16 protein-coding genes and 2 pseudogenes are annotated in these 16946 nt (G+C 69.7%); 14 read left to right on the forward strand and 4 right to left on the reverse strand.

From position 1 onward, the window contains the following. The first annotated feature begins 152 nt into the window (after positions 1-152). The 6 genes from HEB94_RS25125 to HEB94_RS25150 all read left to right on the forward strand — a co-directional run bounded on the left by HEB94_RS25125 (position 153) and on the right by HEB94_RS25150 (position 7244). Positions 153-1400: a RuBisCO large subunit C-terminal-like domain-containing protein gene (locus tag HEB94_RS25125; protein WP_202896533.1), complete on the forward strand. Its 1248-nt coding sequence runs from the start codon at positions 153-155 to the stop codon at positions 1398-1400. Then, on the forward strand, positions 1400-2746 hold the full coding sequence (locus HEB94_RS25130) for a four-carbon acid sugar kinase family protein (RefSeq protein WP_192752177.1): 1347 nt from the start codon (positions 1400-1402) through the stop codon (positions 2744-2746). Before HEB94_RS25125 ends, HEB94_RS25130 begins: the two co-directional genes overlap by 1 nt. Further along, the gene (locus HEB94_RS25135; protein ID WP_192752178.1) at positions 2707-4695 is read left to right on the forward strand and encodes a glycoside hydrolase family 127 protein; all 1989 of its coding nucleotides are present in this window, start codon (positions 2707-2709) and stop codon (positions 4693-4695) included. Before HEB94_RS25130 ends, HEB94_RS25135 begins: the two co-directional genes overlap by 40 nt. A gap of 45 nt (positions 4696-4740) precedes the next feature. Then, entirely contained in the window at positions 4741-5412 is a 672-nt protein-coding gene (locus HEB94_RS25140; protein ID WP_192752179.1) for an aspartate/glutamate racemase family protein, read from the forward strand. Then, a complete protein-coding gene (locus HEB94_RS25145) occupies positions 5409-6200 on the forward strand; it encodes an ABC transporter substrate-binding protein (protein ID WP_192752180.1) in 792 nt (263 codons plus the stop codon). Before HEB94_RS25140 ends, HEB94_RS25145 begins: the two co-directional genes overlap by 4 nt. A 336-nt stretch (positions 6201-6536) precedes the next feature. Further along, positions 6537-7244, forward strand: a complete 708-nt coding sequence (locus HEB94_RS25150) for an ATP-binding cassette domain-containing protein (RefSeq protein WP_192752181.1) — start codon at positions 6537-6539, stop codon at positions 7242-7244. Positions 7245-7319: 75 nt separating this feature from the next. On the opposite strand, the gene HEB94_RS25155 is transcribed toward HEB94_RS25150, so the two are convergent. After that, positions 7320-8546, reverse strand: coding sequence for an MFS transporter (locus HEB94_RS25155; RefSeq protein ID WP_337917994.1), 1227 nt, complete (start codon positions 8544-8546; stop codon positions 7320-7322). Positions 8547-8627: 81 nt separating this feature from the next. Beyond that, a complete protein-coding gene (locus HEB94_RS25160) occupies positions 8628-9038 on the reverse strand; it encodes a VOC family protein (RefSeq protein ID WP_192752183.1) in 411 nt (136 codons plus the stop codon). A 182-nt stretch (positions 9039-9220) separates the two neighbouring features. Here HEB94_RS25160 and HEB94_RS25165 point away from each other — a divergent pair. From HEB94_RS25165 to HEB94_RS25195, 8 genes and pseudogenes are all read left to right on the forward strand, one after another. Beyond that, positions 9221-9829 (forward strand): annotated as a pseudogene (locus tag HEB94_RS25165) (IS607 family transposase). Continuing rightward, a pseudogene (locus tag HEB94_RS52700) lies at positions 9826-9933 on the forward strand (helix-turn-helix domain-containing protein); the annotation flags it as partial. The pseudogenes HEB94_RS25165 and HEB94_RS52700, both read left to right, overlap by 4 nt. 140 nt (positions 9934-10073) lie before the next feature. Continuing rightward, a complete protein-coding gene (tnpB, locus tag HEB94_RS25170) occupies positions 10074-11144 on the forward strand; it encodes an IS607 family element RNA-guided endonuclease TnpB (RefSeq protein ID WP_238361618.1) in 1071 nt (356 codons plus the stop codon). Between the two features lie 80 nt (positions 11145-11224). Further along, on the forward strand, positions 11225-11854 hold the full coding sequence (locus HEB94_RS25175) for a UbiX family flavin prenyltransferase (RefSeq protein ID WP_192752184.1): 630 nt from the start codon (positions 11225-11227) through the stop codon (positions 11852-11854). Between the two features lie 158 nt (positions 11855-12012). After that, a complete protein-coding gene (locus HEB94_RS25180; RefSeq protein WP_192752185.1) occupies positions 12013-12591 on the forward strand; it encodes a non-oxidative hydroxyarylic acid decarboxylases subunit B in 579 nt (192 codons plus the stop codon). 22 nt (positions 12592-12613) lie between these two features. Beyond that, positions 12614-14038: a non-oxidative hydroxyarylic acid decarboxylases subunit C gene (locus HEB94_RS25185; RefSeq protein WP_192752186.1), complete on the forward strand. Its 1425-nt coding sequence runs from the start codon at positions 12614-12616 to the stop codon at positions 14036-14038. Between the two features lie 56 nt (positions 14039-14094). Next, complete coding sequence (locus HEB94_RS25190; protein ID WP_192752187.1) at positions 14095-14343, forward strand: non-oxidative hydroxyarylic acid decarboxylases subunit D; 249 nt, start codon at positions 14095-14097, stop codon at positions 14341-14343. After that, positions 14343-14654, forward strand: a complete 312-nt coding sequence (locus HEB94_RS25195) for a hypothetical protein (protein ID WP_192752188.1) — start codon at positions 14343-14345, stop codon at positions 14652-14654. Before HEB94_RS25190 ends, HEB94_RS25195 begins: the two co-directional genes overlap by 1 nt. Here the strand turns inward: HEB94_RS25195 and mraY are convergent. Together mraY and HEB94_RS25205 are read right to left on the reverse strand one after the other, a co-directional pair. Continuing rightward, entirely contained in the window at positions 14641-15720 is a 1080-nt protein-coding gene (gene mraY, locus HEB94_RS25200; protein ID WP_192752189.1) for a phospho-N-acetylmuramoyl-pentapeptide-transferase, read from the reverse strand. The genes HEB94_RS25195 and mraY overlap by 14 nt on opposite strands. Before the next feature lie 219 nt (positions 15721-15939). Continuing rightward, positions 15940-16881 carry an alpha/beta hydrolase gene (locus HEB94_RS25205; protein WP_192752190.1) on the reverse strand — a complete coding sequence of 314 codons (942 nt, stop codon included), beginning with the start codon at positions 16879-16881 and terminating at the stop codon, positions 15940-15942. Positions 16882-16946 lie beyond the last annotated feature (65 nt).

A 16946-nucleotide genomic window follows, 5' to 3' on the forward strand; every position in this document is an offset into this window, starting at 1 on the left:
CCCCTCGTGGCCCACGGCCTCGCCTGGCCGCTGCCGACCGCACGACGAGCGGACGCCACGGGCCGGGACCGAACTAGCATGCACCTTCATGCAGGGCCACATATCCACCCCTGGCCCCGGCGGTCACCGACAGCATGCCCTGGGAGGGCGTCGTGTCTGGCGTCGTACGCGCGACCTACGAGATCGAGACCGCACTGCCACTCGAGGCGGTCGCCGAGGTGATGGCCGGCGAGCAGTCCTCCGGAACCTTCGTCCGGGTCGCGCGGGAGACCAGCGAACTCAGGGCCCGGCACGCGGCCACCGTCGCCGCCATCGAGGAGCTGCCACTCAGCGGCCGGCCGCCCCTCCCGGGTGCGAGCGGCGACTGGCGCTCGGCGCGCCGGGCTCGGGTGAGCATCGACTTCCCGCTGCGCAACTTCGGCCCGTCGCTGCCCAACCTCCTGGCCGCCGTGGCCGGCAACCTGTTCGAGCTGCGTGAGGTCGGGGCTCTGCGACTGGTCGACCTGGACCTGCCGGCCGCCTTCGCGGAGGTGTACCCGGGCCCGGGCTTCGGCGTGACCGGCACCCGTCAGCTGGTCGACCGACCCACGGGACCGCTGATCGGGACGATCGTGAAGCCGAGCATCGGCCTGTCCGCGGCGGAGCTCGCCGAACTGGTCGCCGAGATCGGCGATGCCGGCATCGACTTCATCAAGGACGACGAGCTGCAGGGCAATCCGCCCGGCCTGCCGTTGAGCGAGCGGGTGCCGAAGGTCATGGACGTCCTCAAGCGCGTCGCCGACCGCACCGGTCGCATGCCGATGTACGCGTTCAACATCACCGACGACATCGCGCGCCTGGCCGACAACCACGATCTCGTGCTCGCCGCCGGTGGGACCTGCGTCATGGTGTGCGTGAACACGATCGGCCTGGCCGGAGTGCAGTATCTGCGCGAACGCTGCCGGCTTCCGATCCACGGCCACCGGGCGATGTTCGGTGCGTACTCCCGGTCCCCGCAGCTCGGCATCGACTTCGTGGTGTTCCAGAAGCTGGCTCGACTCGCGGGGGCCGACCACATCCACACCAACGGCATCCGCAACAAGTTCTACGAATCCGACGACCAGGTGCTGGCCTCCATCGCTGCCGTCCGCGCGCCGTTCCTGGGCGGCTATCCGGCCCTGCCGGTGTTGTCCTCGGGGCAGTCACCCGGCTTGGCGCACGCCACGTACGCGGCGGTCGGTACGGCGGACCTGTTGGTGCTCGCGGGCGGCGGCGTGCACGGCCACCCGGGCGGTGCGGCGGCCGGCGTCCTTGCCATGCGCGAGGCGTGGGACGCGGCACTGGCCGGCGAGTCGCTCGACGACAGGGCCGCGCGGGTTCCCGAACTCGCGGCGGCGTTGACGACCTTCGGACGGTACTGATGCCTCGAATCGGGTTCTACGGTGACGACTTCACCGGATCGGTGGACGCGCTGCTGCAGTTCCGCCGGGCCGGGCTGAGTGGCGTCCTCGTCACCTCCAACGACGTCGAGATCCCGACCGATGACATCGACGTCGTGGGCATCGCCGGGGTTGCCCGGTCGCTTCCGACCGCGGCGATGGCCGCGGAGGTCGTTCCGGCGCTGCGGCGGCTGCTCGACCTCGAGCCGATCGTCGTTCAGTACAAGGCATGTTCGACCGCCGACTCCTCGGCCACGGTGGGCAGCCTCGGCCGGGCCATCGAGCTGTCCCGGAAGCTGTTCCCGGCCGCGCCGGTACCCGTGCTCTTCGCCCAACCCGACTTCGGTCGCTACACGTTCTTCAGCCATCACTTCGCCCGCGACGGTGACCTGATCCACCGGCTCGACCGGCAACCCACGATGGTGAGCCATCCGGTCACGCCCGCCACCGAGTCCGACCTTCGACGGCACCTGGCCAGCCAGACCACGGCGGCGATCAGCGCGCTGCACTGGCCGACCATCGCGGACGCGCAACGTCTCGAAGCGGCGCTCGACAGCGGCGCGGAGACGGTGGTCGTCTGCGACGCCTTCACCAACGAGCAGATCGACCGCGTCGCGGCCGCGATCCTGGCTGGCCCGCACCAACCCCGGTTCGTCCTCGGCTCCGGCGGTCTGAGCGGCGGCCTCGGGCGCGCGATGGACGTCCCTCACCGGCTTCCACCGCCCGCCTGCGATCCCACCCCGGCGGCCGGGCCGACGCTCGTGCTCAACGGCAGCAGGTCCGCGGGTACCCGCGGTCAGGTCGAGGCCGCGGCGCGCGCTGGCTGGCCCACCCTGGACCTGTTCGCGCCGGCCACGCCCCAGCGGGCTGCCAGGCTGCACGCCGCCGGATCGGACCTCGTGGTGGACGCGGCCGCCACCCCTCGCTCGGGACCCTCGATCAGCCAGGCCGTCGAGGTGGGGCTCGCCGACCTTGCCGACACCTGTCTGCGGCGGAACCCCGCGACCCGACTCGTCGTCTGCGGGGGCGACACGTCCGGGAAGGTCCTGCGACGCCTGGGCGTCGAGCGCCTCACCGTCGTCGGACAACCGTGGGGCAACGTCGCCCTGTGCGAGGCGTCGGGCGCCGCGCCACACGTGCGCCGGGTCGAACTCGTCCTCAAGGGCGGGCAGATGGGTCACCTCGACCTCTTCGACGACGTACGGCAGGGACGACGCTACGAGCCCAGCGACGTCTCCGGCCACTCCCCGCACCGCCTGATCCCCGACTCCAGTCGTGAAAGGCCAGGATGCTCACCGACACCTCCGCCAGCCCGTACGCCCAGATGACGTCGATGGCACCAGGCTCGTGTCGGATCACCGGCACGAGCCCGCTCGCGGTGCTGCGCGACCGGGCGTTGCGGGTCACCATCCCCACCATGGGCCGCATCATGTTCGACCCTTCCGTCGCGCACGCCTACCAGAACTTCCTCGTGGCCGCGGGCGACGTGCCTGGGAAGCACGACGGTCCGCCGTTCATGGACGGCGATCTCTACAAGTGGTTGGAGGCGGCCACGGTGATGGCCACCGAGACCGGTGACGAGGAGCTCTCCGGCTTCCTGGCCGAGGCGGCCGACGCGATCAGCCGAGCCCAGCGGCCGGACGGCTACGTCCACACCAGGACCATCATCGCGCAGCGGCAGGGGAGCGAGGCTCGTCCGCTGGAGCGGCGGCTGGACTTCGAGACCTACAACTTCGGCCACCTGATGACGCTCGCGTGCGTCCATCACCGGGCCACCGGCGAGGATGCCTATCTCCAGCTCGCGATTCGGGTCGCCGGCTACCTCACGGACGTCGCCAAGGAGCACCCGGAGCTGTTGTCCGACTGCAACATCTGCCCGTCGCACTACATGGGTGTGGTCGAGCTCTACCGTACGACCAGGGATCCGGCGTTCCTCGAGCTCGCCGGGCGACTGCTCGACCTGCACGGTGGCAAGGGTTACGAGGGCAGCGACGACAACCAGGACGTCCGGCCGGTCCGTGACCAGCGCCAGGCTGTCGGGCACTCCGTCCGCGCCAACTACCTGTACGCCGGGATGGCCGACTACGCCCTCGAGACAGGCGAGGGGGAGCTGGTCGCGGCCCTCACCAGCATCTGGGAGGACCTGGTCACCAGGAAGCTCTACGTAACCGGTGGCTGCGGCGCGCTCTACGACGGCGCTTCGCCCGATGCCGCCCAGGACCACCGCGCTCCCACCCGGGTGCACCAGGCGTACGGGCGCGCGTACCAGCTGCCGAACACCACGGCCTACAACGAGTCGTGCGCGTCTCTCGGCCTGGTCATGTGGGCCTGGCGGATGCTGGCGCTGACCGGTGAGTCACGGTATGCCGACGAGATCGAACGCGTGCTGTACAACGCGCTGCCGGCCATGATCGGAGCCGACGGCAAGACGTACTTCTACACGAATCCGCTGCGCCAGGTGCGCGACCTGCCGATTCCGCTTCGCCGGGCGGGGAACCCGCTGGACTCCGTTCCGCCCCCGTCGCAGGAGCGGGTCCGCCAGGAGTACATGACCGCGTGCTTCTGCTGCCCGCCGAACGTCGCCCGGTTCATCGCCGAGATTCCGTACTACACGTACTCGCGCAACGAGACCGACCTGTGGGTGCACCAGTTCGTCAGCGGACGGACGTCGACCACGGTGGGCGGCGTGCCCGTCGTCGTGGAGCAGGAGACGGAGTTCCCGGTCGCGGGGCGCTCGGTCATCCGGGTGAGCGCCGAGGTGCCCGCCCGAGGTGTCGTCCGCGTCCGCATCCCCGGGTGGGCCGACCAGACGGTCGTCACCGTGGACGGTGTCACCGTCGAGCGGATCGAGATGGGCTACGCCGTCATCGATTGGGAGTGGCGGCAGAACACGATCCGGGTCGAGATACCAATGCGGGCGCGGCTGACCGTCGCGCACCACTTCCTCGAGGAAGCCACCAACCAGGTGTGCGTGGTCCGTGGTCCGGTCGTCTACTGCGTGGAGAGCGCCGATCTGCCCGCCGACGTCGGCGTCGAGTCGCTCGCCATCCCCGCGTCGATCACCTGGACCGAGGAGCGCGGCACGGACATCTTCACCGGGCATGTCCTGCTCAGGGGAGCAGCAGCCCGGCTGCCCGACCAGGTGCCGGCTGACCGTCTGTACGGAGAACTGAACCAGGCCGATCCAACGGCGCTGGACATCCGGCTCGTGCCGTACGCCCGCTGGGGCAACCGCGGCCCGGGCGAGATGTCGGTCTGGCTGCAGCTCCTGCGCTAGCTCTCGTTGGTGACCTGCCCGCTGCCCGACCGGAGGACAACCAGCATGACCAGAGTCGCACTTCTCCACACCGGCGCTGTCGTCATTCCCATCTTCGCCGACCTCGCGGCGACCTGTCTGCCAGGCGTCGAGATCCAGCACCTGCTCGACGACCGCATCGTCGCCGACCTCGGCCGCGGAGCCGACCAGGACCAGATCGCCGCCCGGCTCACGGGCCTGGGTACGGCGGCGAAGGCCGCTGGGGCGGCCGCGGTCGTCTTCACCTGCTCGTCGATCTCGGGGTACGCCGATCGGCTCGCCGGCGAAGTGGACCTCCCGGTCTACCGCATCGACGAGGCGATGGCCGACGAGGCGGTCGGCTCGGGTGGTCGGGTGAGCGTCGTCGCCACGGTCGAGACGACCCTCAAGCCCACCGCCGCCCTGCTGCACGCGCGGGCGGCGTTGCTGGGACGGCGGATCGAGCTGGTCGAGGTGCTCGTTCCCGGCGCCTTCGACGCGGTGGTCGCAGGCGACCGACCCCGCCACGACGCGTTGATCGCCGCGGCGATCAGGGAACAGGCGGCCGCAAGCGAGGTCGTGGTCCTGGCCCAGGCCTCGATGGCCAGCGCGGCGGACCAGGTAGAGGTCACGGTGCCGGTCCTCACCAGCCCCGAACTCGGGATGCGCCGGATCGCGGCGACCTTGACCGCGATCACGGATCCGGTCGGGGAGCGTTGACTCGACCCACCCCTCCGGGCTACTTCCGCGAACTCGCACGAGCGGTTCGGGAGGCGTTCGGCCTGCTCGAACGACCTGCGATCAGCGACGCTGAGGTCGTCCGGATTCTCGACGAGATCAGCCGGCGTGGGTTGCTCGCCGGGGGACGATCGGAACCACCGCGCTGTTCGGGCTGGCGGGCTGTGGCTCGTCCGGTCCGAAGCCGGCAGTCCGCCTCACCGTCCGCCACGGCCCGGTCGGTGTCGACGATCCACGGCCAGGTGTCCGTCCCGTCCAGGCCGAAGCGGATCGTGGCCGCCAACTTTCCCGAGGCGTGCACGCTGCTCGACCTCGGCATCACACCGGTGGGACGTCCGGCCTACATGCCGAGCTTCGCGAAGTACACCAGGGCGCTGGGCGGCGTTCCCATGGTCACCGACAGCGCCGGACAGCTTCTGCTGGAGCGGGTCGCCTCACTTGCCCCGGACCTGATCGTCACCGCCGACTGGGCGGACCCGAAGATGCGGCAGGTTCCCTACGACAAACTGCGCGCGATCGCCCCGACCGCGGTGTTCACTCGGGAACAGGCGGCCGGCAACTGGCGCGACCAGGCCACCGCGACGGCGGGTGCGGTCAACCAGGCCGACGCGCTGGCCGCCCTGCGGCGGAAGTACCTCGACCGCGCCGCCGAGATCAGGCGGACCCACGCACGGCTGCTCGCCGAGACCCGCTGGGACATCGTCGACGCCAGCCAGAACGTCTGGGACCTCTACAGCTCCACGTCCTCCCACGGCGGGGTGCTCACCTAGGCTTTGTCCGACTGCCCGCCGCGCGGACCCAGACGGGCGGCTACCAAGAGTACTCCTTCGAACGCCTCGACGTGCTCGCTACCAGCGACGTGATCCTCACCACGCCGGTGAGCCTGCCGTTCCTGCGTAAGCAGGCCGCGTTCAACCGACTCCCCGCGCCGGACACGTCTACTCCACCGACCTCTTCTTCCCGGCCAGCTTCGGCGTCGCGTACGGCCTGCTCGACGAACTCGCGTCGATCTGCGCCAAACTGACGACCCACTGACATCCGTTCGAGCCTGCCCATGGCCGTCACATGAGCATGCCCGGCGGCGCCGCGCGCGACGGGGAAGAGGGATGACGACAGCACCGACAGTGCTCATGAACACGGTCCGGAGTCAGTGGCGTCTGGTCGTCGGTTCGACCGACGGAGCGAGCGGAGCCGGCAAGACGACCCTCGCCAAACTCGTCGCCGGCATCCACCGGCCCACCGGGGGTGCGATCAGCCTCGGCGGCGTACCCGTCCAGGACCTCGACGCCGACCGACTCCGCCAGCAGGTGGCGCTGATCACCCAGGAGGTGCACGTCTTCGCCGGCGCGCTGGCCGACGACCTGCGCCTCGCCCAGCCCGACGCGACTGACGTCGACCTGCGCGACGCGCTCGCTCGGGTCGGCGCCGACGTCTGGGTCGACGGGCTACCCGACGGGCTGGCGACCCTGGTCGGCGAGAGTGGCCAGCAGCTCACCACCACCCAGGCACAGCAACTCGCCCTGGCGAGGCTCCTGCTGGCCAACCCGGAGGTGGCCGTCCTCGACGAGGCCACCGCGGACGCCGGCAGCGCGGGTGCCCGGCTGCTCGACCAGGCCGCGACAGAGGCGTTGCGGGGGCGCACCGCGCTGGTCGTCGCCCACCGACTCAGCCAGGCCGCCGCGGCGGACCGCATCGTCGTCCTCGACGCGGGGCGCGTCGTCGAAGCCGGGACCCACGAGGACCTGACCCGCAGCGGTGGTGTCTACGCGGCCCTGTGGAAGGCGTGGTCCGGCGCGCGTTCCCCGAACCGGTGAACGATTCTCCGCACCTGCCCGAAGCGCCGAGGTGAACGCTGGTCGGAGCGGGGGCTCACGCGTCAGGTCATGCCGTCACTGGGCCCTGCGCCGGGCGAGCAGCAGGACGCACGCGACGGCGCCGAGGGCCACGGTGGCAAGTCCTGAGCCGCCGAGCGTCGCTCGCGGGCCCAGCGCCGTGGTGAGCGGTCCGCCGAGCGCCGTACCGAGCGGCGACGCGGTGAGCAACGCCGCGCTGCGGGCCGCGAGCATCGCGGCCAGGTGCTGAGGTGGCGACTTCACCTGCATCAGCGTCACGGAGAGCGCCACGAACGGTCCGTAGATCGCGCCGCCGAGGGTGAAGGACGCGAGGGTGAGGGCCGTCGGAACGTCGAACCCGAACGGCAGCAGTGAGAGCCCCCAGCCGACCACGATGGCGACCGTCACAGGCCAGAGCGGCAGGTGCCGCAGCGCGCCGGCGGCGAGTCCGCCGATCACCGCACCGATGCCGAACAACATCCAGTAGAGGCCGAGCAGTGTGCCCGGTGCGTGCAGATCGTCGGTCACGTGGAGCGGCAGGGCGACCTCGACCGGGCCGTAGAGGAGGTTGAAGGACCAGGTGAGTGCCAGGAGCCCGAGCAGCTCGGGATGGGAACGCAGCAACCCGAGTCCGCCGCGGGCACCCGCCTGGTCGACGGGCGGGACGTGCCCCGCCTCCGGTAGCCGGGTGCGCGCGACGAGCAGGGCGAGGAACGCGTAGGTGAGAGCGTCCAGGCCGAGCACGAGCGCGGAACTGACGTACGTCACCAGCACGCCGGCGATCGCGGGGCCGGCGATCGTGGCGGCGAAGTTGAGCGAGCTGACGAGGGTGTTCGCGGCGAGCCGCTGCTCCTCGGGCAGCAACTCGGCCAGCAGGGTGTACTTGCCCGCGCTGCCCCACGCGTGCAGCAGTGAGGAGACGGCGAGCAGGACGACGTACAGCGGCAGGGTGAGCGCCCCGGAAAGCCAGGCAAGGGGTACGGCGCCGATGAACAGAGTGCGCACCAGGTTGTCGGCGAGCAGCAGCCGTCTGGCCGACACCCTGCGCAGCCGGCGACCGAACACCAGCACGCCGACCACACCCGGCATCGTGTACGCGGCCACGGCACCGCCGACCCACAGCCCCGCGCTCGCCTGCGGTGCGAGCTCGATGGCGAGCCAGGCCACCGCGACGAAGCTCATCCCGTCCCCGAGGTAGGAGACCGCGAAGCCGAGGAGCAGTCGCCGGAACACCGGATTGGCGAGCACCGGCCGGTAGCCGGACGGGACCGCGTGGTGGAGCACCGAGGGCACCTCGTGAGGATCTGCCTGAGATCGATCTCGTCTCAGCTCAACTGGCAGTGGGACCTGCGATCACCGGATGGTTCAGCTGAGTTCCTGGATGCGGATGAGGTTGCCCGCGGGGTCGCGGAAGGCGCAGTCGCGGATGCCGTAGGGCTGGTCGGTGGGTTCCTGGACGACCTCGGCGTCGGCGGCCTGCAGGCGTGCGAAGGTGTCGTCGAGGTCCTTGGTGGCCAGGTTGATGCCGGAGTAGGTGCCCTTGGCCATCATCTCGGTGACGGTACGACGTTCGTCCTCGGTGACGCCGGGGGAGGCGGCCGGCGGGTACAGGACGATCGAGGTGTCGGGCTGGTCAACGGGGCCGAGGGTGATCCAGTGCATCCCGTTGTAACCCACGTCGTTACGGACCTCGAAGCCCAGGACGTCGCGGTAGAAGGCCAGGGAGGCGTTGTGATCGATGTGCGGCAGGAAGCTCGCGTGAATCGTGATGTCCATGGCGGCTACGTTAGGCGCGGCTCGTGCGCCGGCGCTTCTCAGATCCTGACCGAATCCTCACCTGTCTCATCAGGCGCGAACAGGGCCAGGTGCCGTCGTTCTCATCCAGGAGGGATGGGGCTACTGGCTGCCAGCCCGTTGGGAATCTGTAGCGCTCTTTGGCGTGCTCTAGAATGTTCGGTGTGAATTTGAAGGAGTGGGCGGCTTCCCAGGGTGTCGCGTACATCACCGCGCGACGGCAGTACGCGGCTGGGACGTTGCCTGTTCCCACGTACCGGCTGGGCCGGCTCATCATGGTTGGCGAGCCACTGGCCCCTGCTCGACCGGATGCGGGGCAGGTCGTGGTGTACGCACGGGTCTCCTCAGCTGAGCAGAAGTCGGACCTAGATCGACAGGTCGCTCGGGTCACCACGTGGGCTACCAGGCAGCGGCTGCCCGTTGACCGGATAGTGACCGAGGTCGGCTCCGCGCTGGACGGGCACCGTAAGAAGCTCCTCGCCCTGCTGCGCGACCCTGCCGTGTCAACCATCGTGGGTTGAGCACCGCGACCGGTTCGCCCGATTCGGAGCCGACTACGTCGAAGCCGCGCTAGCCGCGCAGGGCCGCCGCCTGCTGGTAGTGGACCCAACCGAGGTCGACGGTGACCTGGTGGAGGAGGCCTCGTGCGCGACGTCACCGAGATCCTGACGTCGCTGTGCGCCCGCCTGTATGGCCCCCGGCCGGCGGCGGACCGTGCCCGGGCCGCCGTCGATGCAGCCACTGGGGCAGCCACTGAGGACGGCTCGGGGTGAAGACGATCCAGGCATATCGTTTCGCCCTCGACCTCACTCCGGCTCAGGAACGGGCGGTTCTCGCGCATGCGGGTGCGGCCCGAGTCGCTTACAACTGGTCGTTGGCTCGGGTCAAGGCGGTCATGGACCAGCGCGCCGCCGAGGCCACCTACGGCATCCCCGACGACCAGCTCACCGAGTCGATCTCGTGGACGCTGCCCGGGTTGCGTAAGGCGTGGAACGCCGCCAAGGACGATGTGGCGCCATGGTGGGCGGAGTGTTCGAAAGAGGCGTTCAACACCGGCTTGGACGCCCTGGCCCGCGCACTGAAGAACTGGACGGACTCCCGCTCAGGCAAGCGCGCCGGGCGCCACGTCCCTGCGTGCGGTTTACGACCGGCACCATCCGAGTCGAGACCGGCCGTAAGCATGTGGTGCTGCCACGGCTGGGTCGGTTGAAGCTGCACGAGTCCTCCCGCAAGCTCGCGCGCCGTCTGGAGGCCGGCACCGCGCGGATCATGTCGGCGACCCTGCGCCGAGATGGTGGGCGCTGGCACGTCGCCTTCACCGTGCAGGTCGAGCGCCGTGACCGCGCACCTGCCCCGCCCGGCTCGGTGGTGGGCGTCGACGTCGGCATCACACACCTCGCCGTACTGTCCACCGGAGAGGTCATACCGAACCCGCGCCACCTGTCCAAGACACAGAACCGCCTTCGTAGGCTGGGCCGCGCCCTGTCGCGTAAGACCGGACCGGACCGGCGCAGCGGGCAGCGCCCGTCGCAGCGGTGGCAGCGGGCCGCCGCCCGGCTCGGCCGGGCACACGCCCGTGTGAGCAATCTGCGCCGCGACGGCCTGCACAAGCTCACCACCCGGCTTGCGGCGATGCATGGCACGGTCGTGGTGGAAGACCTCAACGTCGCCGGCATGCTCGCCAACCGCAGGCTGGCCCGCCACATCGCCGACGCCGGGTTCGCCGAGTTCCGCCGGCAGTTGGCGTACAAGACCGCTTGGAACGGCGGCCGGCTGCTGGTGGCCGACCGCTGGTACCCCTCATCAAAGACCTGCTCAGGCTGCGGCGCGGTGAAAACCAAACTCGCCTTGTCCGAGCGGACCTACACCTGCCAGGCGTGCGGACTCATCCTCGACCGAGACGCAAACGCCGCACGCAACCTCGCCGCCCTCGCGGCGAAGACAACCGCCGGGAGTGGCCCGGTGGCAGCACGTGGAGCCGACCACAAGACCCGCCCCAGCGGGCAGGTGGCTAAGAAACGTGAACCCGGCACCGCACCCGCGGGCAAGACCGGGACCGTCCCACCGCAAGGGCAGGACTGCCTTTAGCGTGCGCACTAAAGCGCTCTAAAAGGTAACGGTAGAGGGCAGGACAACACACACACACACGAGAGAACGGAAGCGCTCACATGGGGGAGTCGCGCAGGCTGACGATGGCCGTCACGGGGGCCGGCGGGACGCGGATGGCTCGGTATGTGCTGTCGGCGCTTGTGGCGGACGAGCGGGTGGCCCACGTGGACCTCATGGTCTCGGGGGCCGGTCGCAAGTTGCTCGTCCACGAGTTCGGGGGACCGGAGGCGGCCGACCCGGTCGAGAAGCTTCTCGGGGGCCTCAACAAGAAGGTGGCGTCGTGGGACCCGGACGACCTTGCCGGCCCGATGACCTCCGGCAGCTACTCGTCGTGGGGGATGGTGGTCGTGCCGTGCGCCCTGGGCGTGGTCGGGCGGATCGCGCAGGGGCAGGCGAACACGTTGATCGAACGGGCCGCGGACGTGTGTCTCAAGGAGCGCCGAGAGTTGGTGCTCTGCGTACGTGAGACGCCGTTCAGCCTCATCCATCTGCGCAACATGACCCAGGTCACCGAGGCGGGAGCGGTCGTCTACCCGATGATCCCCACCTACTACAACGTCCCACAGACCGTTGAGCAGATGTTCGAGGAGTTCACGGCTCGTCTGATGAGCTTCATCGGGCTCCAGCAGACCGACTACTACGCCTGGACCGGTGAAGGGACACCGGCGCACGATGACCGCAGCCGTTGACCCGCGGTCGGGCGTGCACGTTTCGCTGTGCTCGTCCAACGGGCGCGGCATCACTTGATCGCTGAGCAGCTTGACCAGCAACGTGTGCAACTGGTCGCGTTCGACCGGACTGAGCCGATCCAGCAGCCCCGATCTGTGCGCGAACCGGTGAGGGGATCATGCGGCTGATCGTCGGAATGACCGGAGCCACCGGCGCCCAGCTCGGCGTGCGCCTCCTGGAGATGCTCCGGGAGGTGGGCGGAGTCGAGACCCACCTGGTGATGAGCCGGTGGGCCCGCACCACGATCGAGCTCGAGACGCCCTACACGGCTCGGGAGGTGGGCATGCTCGCGGACGTGGTGTACGGACCCGGAGACCAGGCGGCCGCGATCTCCTCGGGCTCGTTCCGCACCGACGGGATGGTCGTCATCCCCTGCAGCATGAAGACGCTCGCCGGGATCAGGGCCGGATATGCCGACGGGCTGGTCGGCCGCGCGGCGGATGTGGTCCTCAAGGAGCGTCGCAAGCTCGTGCTCGTGCCGAGGGAGACCCCGCTCAGCGAGGTGCACCTGGACAACATGCTCGCGCTGGCCCGCATGGGTGTGGTCATGGTGCCGCCCATGCCCGCCTTCTACAACCACCCGAAGGGCATCGACGACCTCGTCGGTCACATCGTCGTCCGCGTCCTGGACCAGTTCGACCTGCCCGCGCCGCATGCCCGGCGCTGGACCGGCCTGAGTGACCCGCCGCGCCGGTGACGCGTCGCACGAAAGGAGTCTCATGGCCTATGACGATCTCCGCTCGTTCCTGGACGAGCTGGACAGGGAACACCAGCTGTTGCGCATCACCGAGGAGGTGGCGCCCGAGCCCGACCTCGCCGCCGCGGCGAACGCCACCGGCCGGATCGGTGCGAACGCGCCGGCCCTCTACTTCGACAACGTCACCGGCTTCACCGACGCCAGGATCGCTCTGAACGTTCACGGCTCGTGGGCCAACCATGCCATCGCCTTCGGCCTCCCGCCGAGCACCGGCGTCAAGGACCAGGTGCAGGAGTTCATCCGGCGCTGGGACCGGGCCCCGGTCGAACCCGAACGCCGGTCGAACCCGTTGTGGGCGCAGAACACCCTCGACGGCGACGACGTCGACCTGTTCGGGGTGCTGCCGTTGTTCCGGCTGAACGACGGCGACGGCGGCTTCTATCTCGACAAGGCCGCGGTGGTCTCTCGGGACCCGGAGGACCCCGACAACTTCGGTAAGCAGAACGTCGGCGTCTATCGCATGGAGGTCAAGGGCCGTAACAAACTCGGCCTGCAGCCCGTCCCCATGCATGACATCGCCATCCATCTGCGCAAGGCGGAGGAGCGGGGCGAGGACCTGCCGGTCGCCATCGCGCTGGGCAACGAGCCGATCATCACGTTGGTCGCCGGTACGCCCCTGGGCTACGACCAGTCGGAGTACCGCATGGCCGGTGCGCTGCGCGGCGCGCCCGCACCCATCACCAGCGCCCCGCTCACGGGCCTGGACGTGCCCTGGGGCAGCGAGCTGATCCTGGAGGGCGTCATCGAAGGTCGCACCCGCGAGATCGAGGGGCCGTTCGGAGAGTTCACCGGTCACTACTCCGGTGGCCGCAACATGACGGTGCTGCGCATCGACAAGATCTCCCACCGCACCGACCCGATCTTCGAGTCGCTGTACCTCGGCATGCCCTGGACCGAGATCGACTACCTCATCGGCCCGGCCACCTGCGCGCCGCTCTATCAGCAGCTCAAGGCGGAGTTCCCCGAGGTGGAGGCGGTCAACGCGATGTACACCCATGGCCTGCTGGCGATCATCTCCACCAGGAAGCGCTACGGCGGCTTCGCCAAGGCGGTCGGCATGCGGGCCATGACCACGCCACACGGCCTCGGCTACTGCAAGATGATCATCATGGTCGACGAGGACGTGGACCCGTTCGACCTGCCCCAGGTGATGTGGGCTCTCTCCTCGAAGGTCAACCCCGCGGGCGACCTGGTCAATCTGCCCAACCTGTCGGTACTCGAACTCGACCCTGGCTCCCAGCCCGCCGGCATCACCAACAAGCTCATCATCGACGCCACCACACCGGTGGCCCCGGACCGGCGCGGCCACTACAGCCAACCCGTCGTCGATCTGCCGGAAACGCCGCAGTGGGTCGCCAAGCTCAAGTCCATGCTCGACGCCCGCTGACGCACACCACACCAGGGCCCCGGCCGGACCTCGTACCGGGCCGGGAAGGGAGAACCATGACGTGTCCTCGCTGCGATTTCGACCGCGTCGAAAAGCTCGCGACCTCCCAGGTTCCCGGCGTCTGGGATGTCCTGCAGTGTCAACGCTGCCTGTACATGTGGCGCACCACCGAGCCGGCCCGTCGTACGACCCGCGAGGCCTATCCGGAGGCGTTCCGGATGACCCAGGCCGACATCGACAACGCCCCCGAGGTCCCCACCATCCCGCCGCTTCTCCGGCGGAACGAGGAGCGGGAGGGGACCTGATGCCCGATCCGTCCGCCGCCGAACAGGCAGGTGCCGCGCACGACACCCTCATGTGGGAGGTCGTCGCCGCGCCGGGCCGTCTCGCCGACCTGCTCCGATGGATCGACGAAGAGGCGGTGCCGGACCTGCTCCGCACGCCGAACTGCCTGAGCGTCGACGCCTACGCGGCGGCCGACGATCGGGCGGTCCTCATCATCCGCTTCGAGGGACGTCCCGCACGCGTTCCCGACCCGCCCGAGGACCTGGTGCGCAGGTCGGCCCACCAATGGCCGTTTCGCCACCTCTGGAGCCGGGGCGTCAGGAGTGGGTGAGCCACTCGGCGTAGAACATGCCGAGTCCCAGGGCGACGAGGATGCCGCAGATGATCCAGAACCGGATCACGATGGTGATCTCCGGCCAGCCCTTGAGCTGGTAATGGTGCTGGATGGGGGAGTTCAGGAAGAGCCGGCGGGGGGTGCCGGTGAGTCGCCTGGTCAGCTTGAAGTAACCACGCTGCAGGATCACCGAGGCGTTGGCCGCGACGAAGAGCCCGCCGATGACGATGAGAAGCAGTTCGGTCCGGGTCATGATGGCGAGCCCGGCGACGGCGCCGCCGAGCCCGAGCGCACCCGTGTCGCCCATGATGATGCGTGCCGGATTGGCGTTCCACCAGAGGAATCCGCCACAGGCGGTGGCCAGGGAGAACGCGATGATGGCGAGGTCGTACGGGTCACGCACCTGGTAGCACCCGGGCAGGTCGGCCGCGGCGCAGGACTGGTTGAACTGCCAGACACAGACGATCGTGTAACCGGCGAAGACGAGGGTGCAGGCGCCGGTAGTCAAGCCGTCCAGGCCGTCGAGGAGGTTCACTCCGTTCGAGGTCGCGGACACCATGAAGAGCGCCCACACGACGAAGACCACGGCTCCCAACTGGAGGCCGGGAAGGTCGCGCATGAACGAGAGGAACGTCGACGCGGCGGTGAGCCCGTGAGCGTCGGGGAGTCGAATGGCGAGGATGGCGAACACGACGGCCACCAGGGTCTGGCCGACCAGCTTCGCACGGCCGCGTAGCCCGAGGTTTCGCGCGCGGGTGACCTTCAGGTAGTCGTCGAGGAAGCCGACCACGCCGAGGCCGACCAGGAGGAGCAGGACGAGCATGCCGGACGCCGACGGCCCGGCGCCGGCGACGACGTGTGCGACCAGGTACCCGATGGTGGCGGCGGCGATGATGGCGGACCCACCCATGGTGGGGACGCCCTGCTTGACCTGGTGCTCCATCGGCATGTCGTCGTGGATGGGCTGCCCGAGCCCCTTCCGCAGAAAGAACCGGGCCACCAACGAAGTCAGCCCCAGGGACAGGACGAGCGACACGACGCCGCCAAAGAGGATCGCCTTCATCCGTCGTACCTGCCGACGTTTCGGTAGGCCGTCGACCTCTCCTCAGGCACAGCTACCACCCTCCGTCATGCTGTCGGTCCTGTCGGTGATGGGATTCCGCTCTCGCGCCATCGGTGAATGACTGACGATAGCGATACGGCTGTCACAAACGAGTCATACCCGGCGCCGTGGAGTGAGCGGCGACCTTCCTCTCCGCGCGCTATGGCGAGGTCCGATCGCCTACCTGGTCCGGGTCAGGTGGGCCCGGAAGAAGTCGGTCAGCCGCGCGACCGCAGGCGTGACGTAGGCGTCCTTGTCGTAGAGGTCGGTGTGCGTCGCGCCGTCGATCCACAGCAGGTCCTTCGGGCCGCTCGCCCGCTGGAACGCTTCCACGCTCATCCAGGAGGTCACCGCCTCGCGTCCGACGATCATCTGCAGGGGGCGCGGGGCGAGCAGGTCGAGGGGGCCGAAGGTGTCGAAGGCGGCGATGCGGTCGACGCTGGTCCAGGTCAGTGCCTTGGCCGAGCGGGGGTGTTGGGCGCGGGGAGTGCAGTAGTACTCCCAGCCCTCGTACACATGCGGGCCCCCGCGGCGTGCCTCTTCTTCGGTGTCCGGGAAGAGCGTGAAGGTCTGCGTGCCCTGGCCGCGGGCCTCTGCGGTACGCGCGGCCCCGGCCGCCGCCAGCATGCCCTGGATGACGGCGGGGTCCTGGGTGCCATCCGCGCCGAGCCGGAACTGGCGGGCGATGTCGACGGCGCTGACGGTGCCGACGGCCTTGACGCGGTGATCAGTGGCGGCGGCGGTGAGGGCGTATCCGCCGGAGGCGCAGATGCCCAGCAACCCGATACGGTCCGGGTCGACGTCCGTACGGGTGGTGAGGAAGGAGACGGCCGCCTTGTGGTCCTCGACCCGGTGGCCAGGGTCCTCCAGGCCGCGCGGCTCGCCCTGGCTCTCGCCCTGGAAGGCGGCGTCGAACGCCAGGGTGAGGAAGCCGCGCTCGGCCAGCCGCCCGGCGTAGAGGCCGGCGGCCTGTTCCTTCACCCCGCTGCCGGGATGGCCGACGACGATCGCGGGGCGCCGGCCGGCTGCCTCCTCGTTGTTCGGGAGGTGTTCGTCGTCGGGGATGTAGAGGTGGCCCGCGAGCCGCAGGCCGCCGCTGGGAAAGGTGACATTGACGCTCATCGAGGTGCTCCCGTCGCACAGGGGAAGCGGGCCCGGGGGACAGGCTCCGGTGGCCGCCGGCACCC

Source organism: Actinopolymorpha pittospori (assembly GCF_014873875.1).
GTDB lineage: Bacteria > Actinomycetota > Actinomycetes > Propionibacteriales > Actinopolymorphaceae > Actinopolymorpha > Actinopolymorpha pittospori.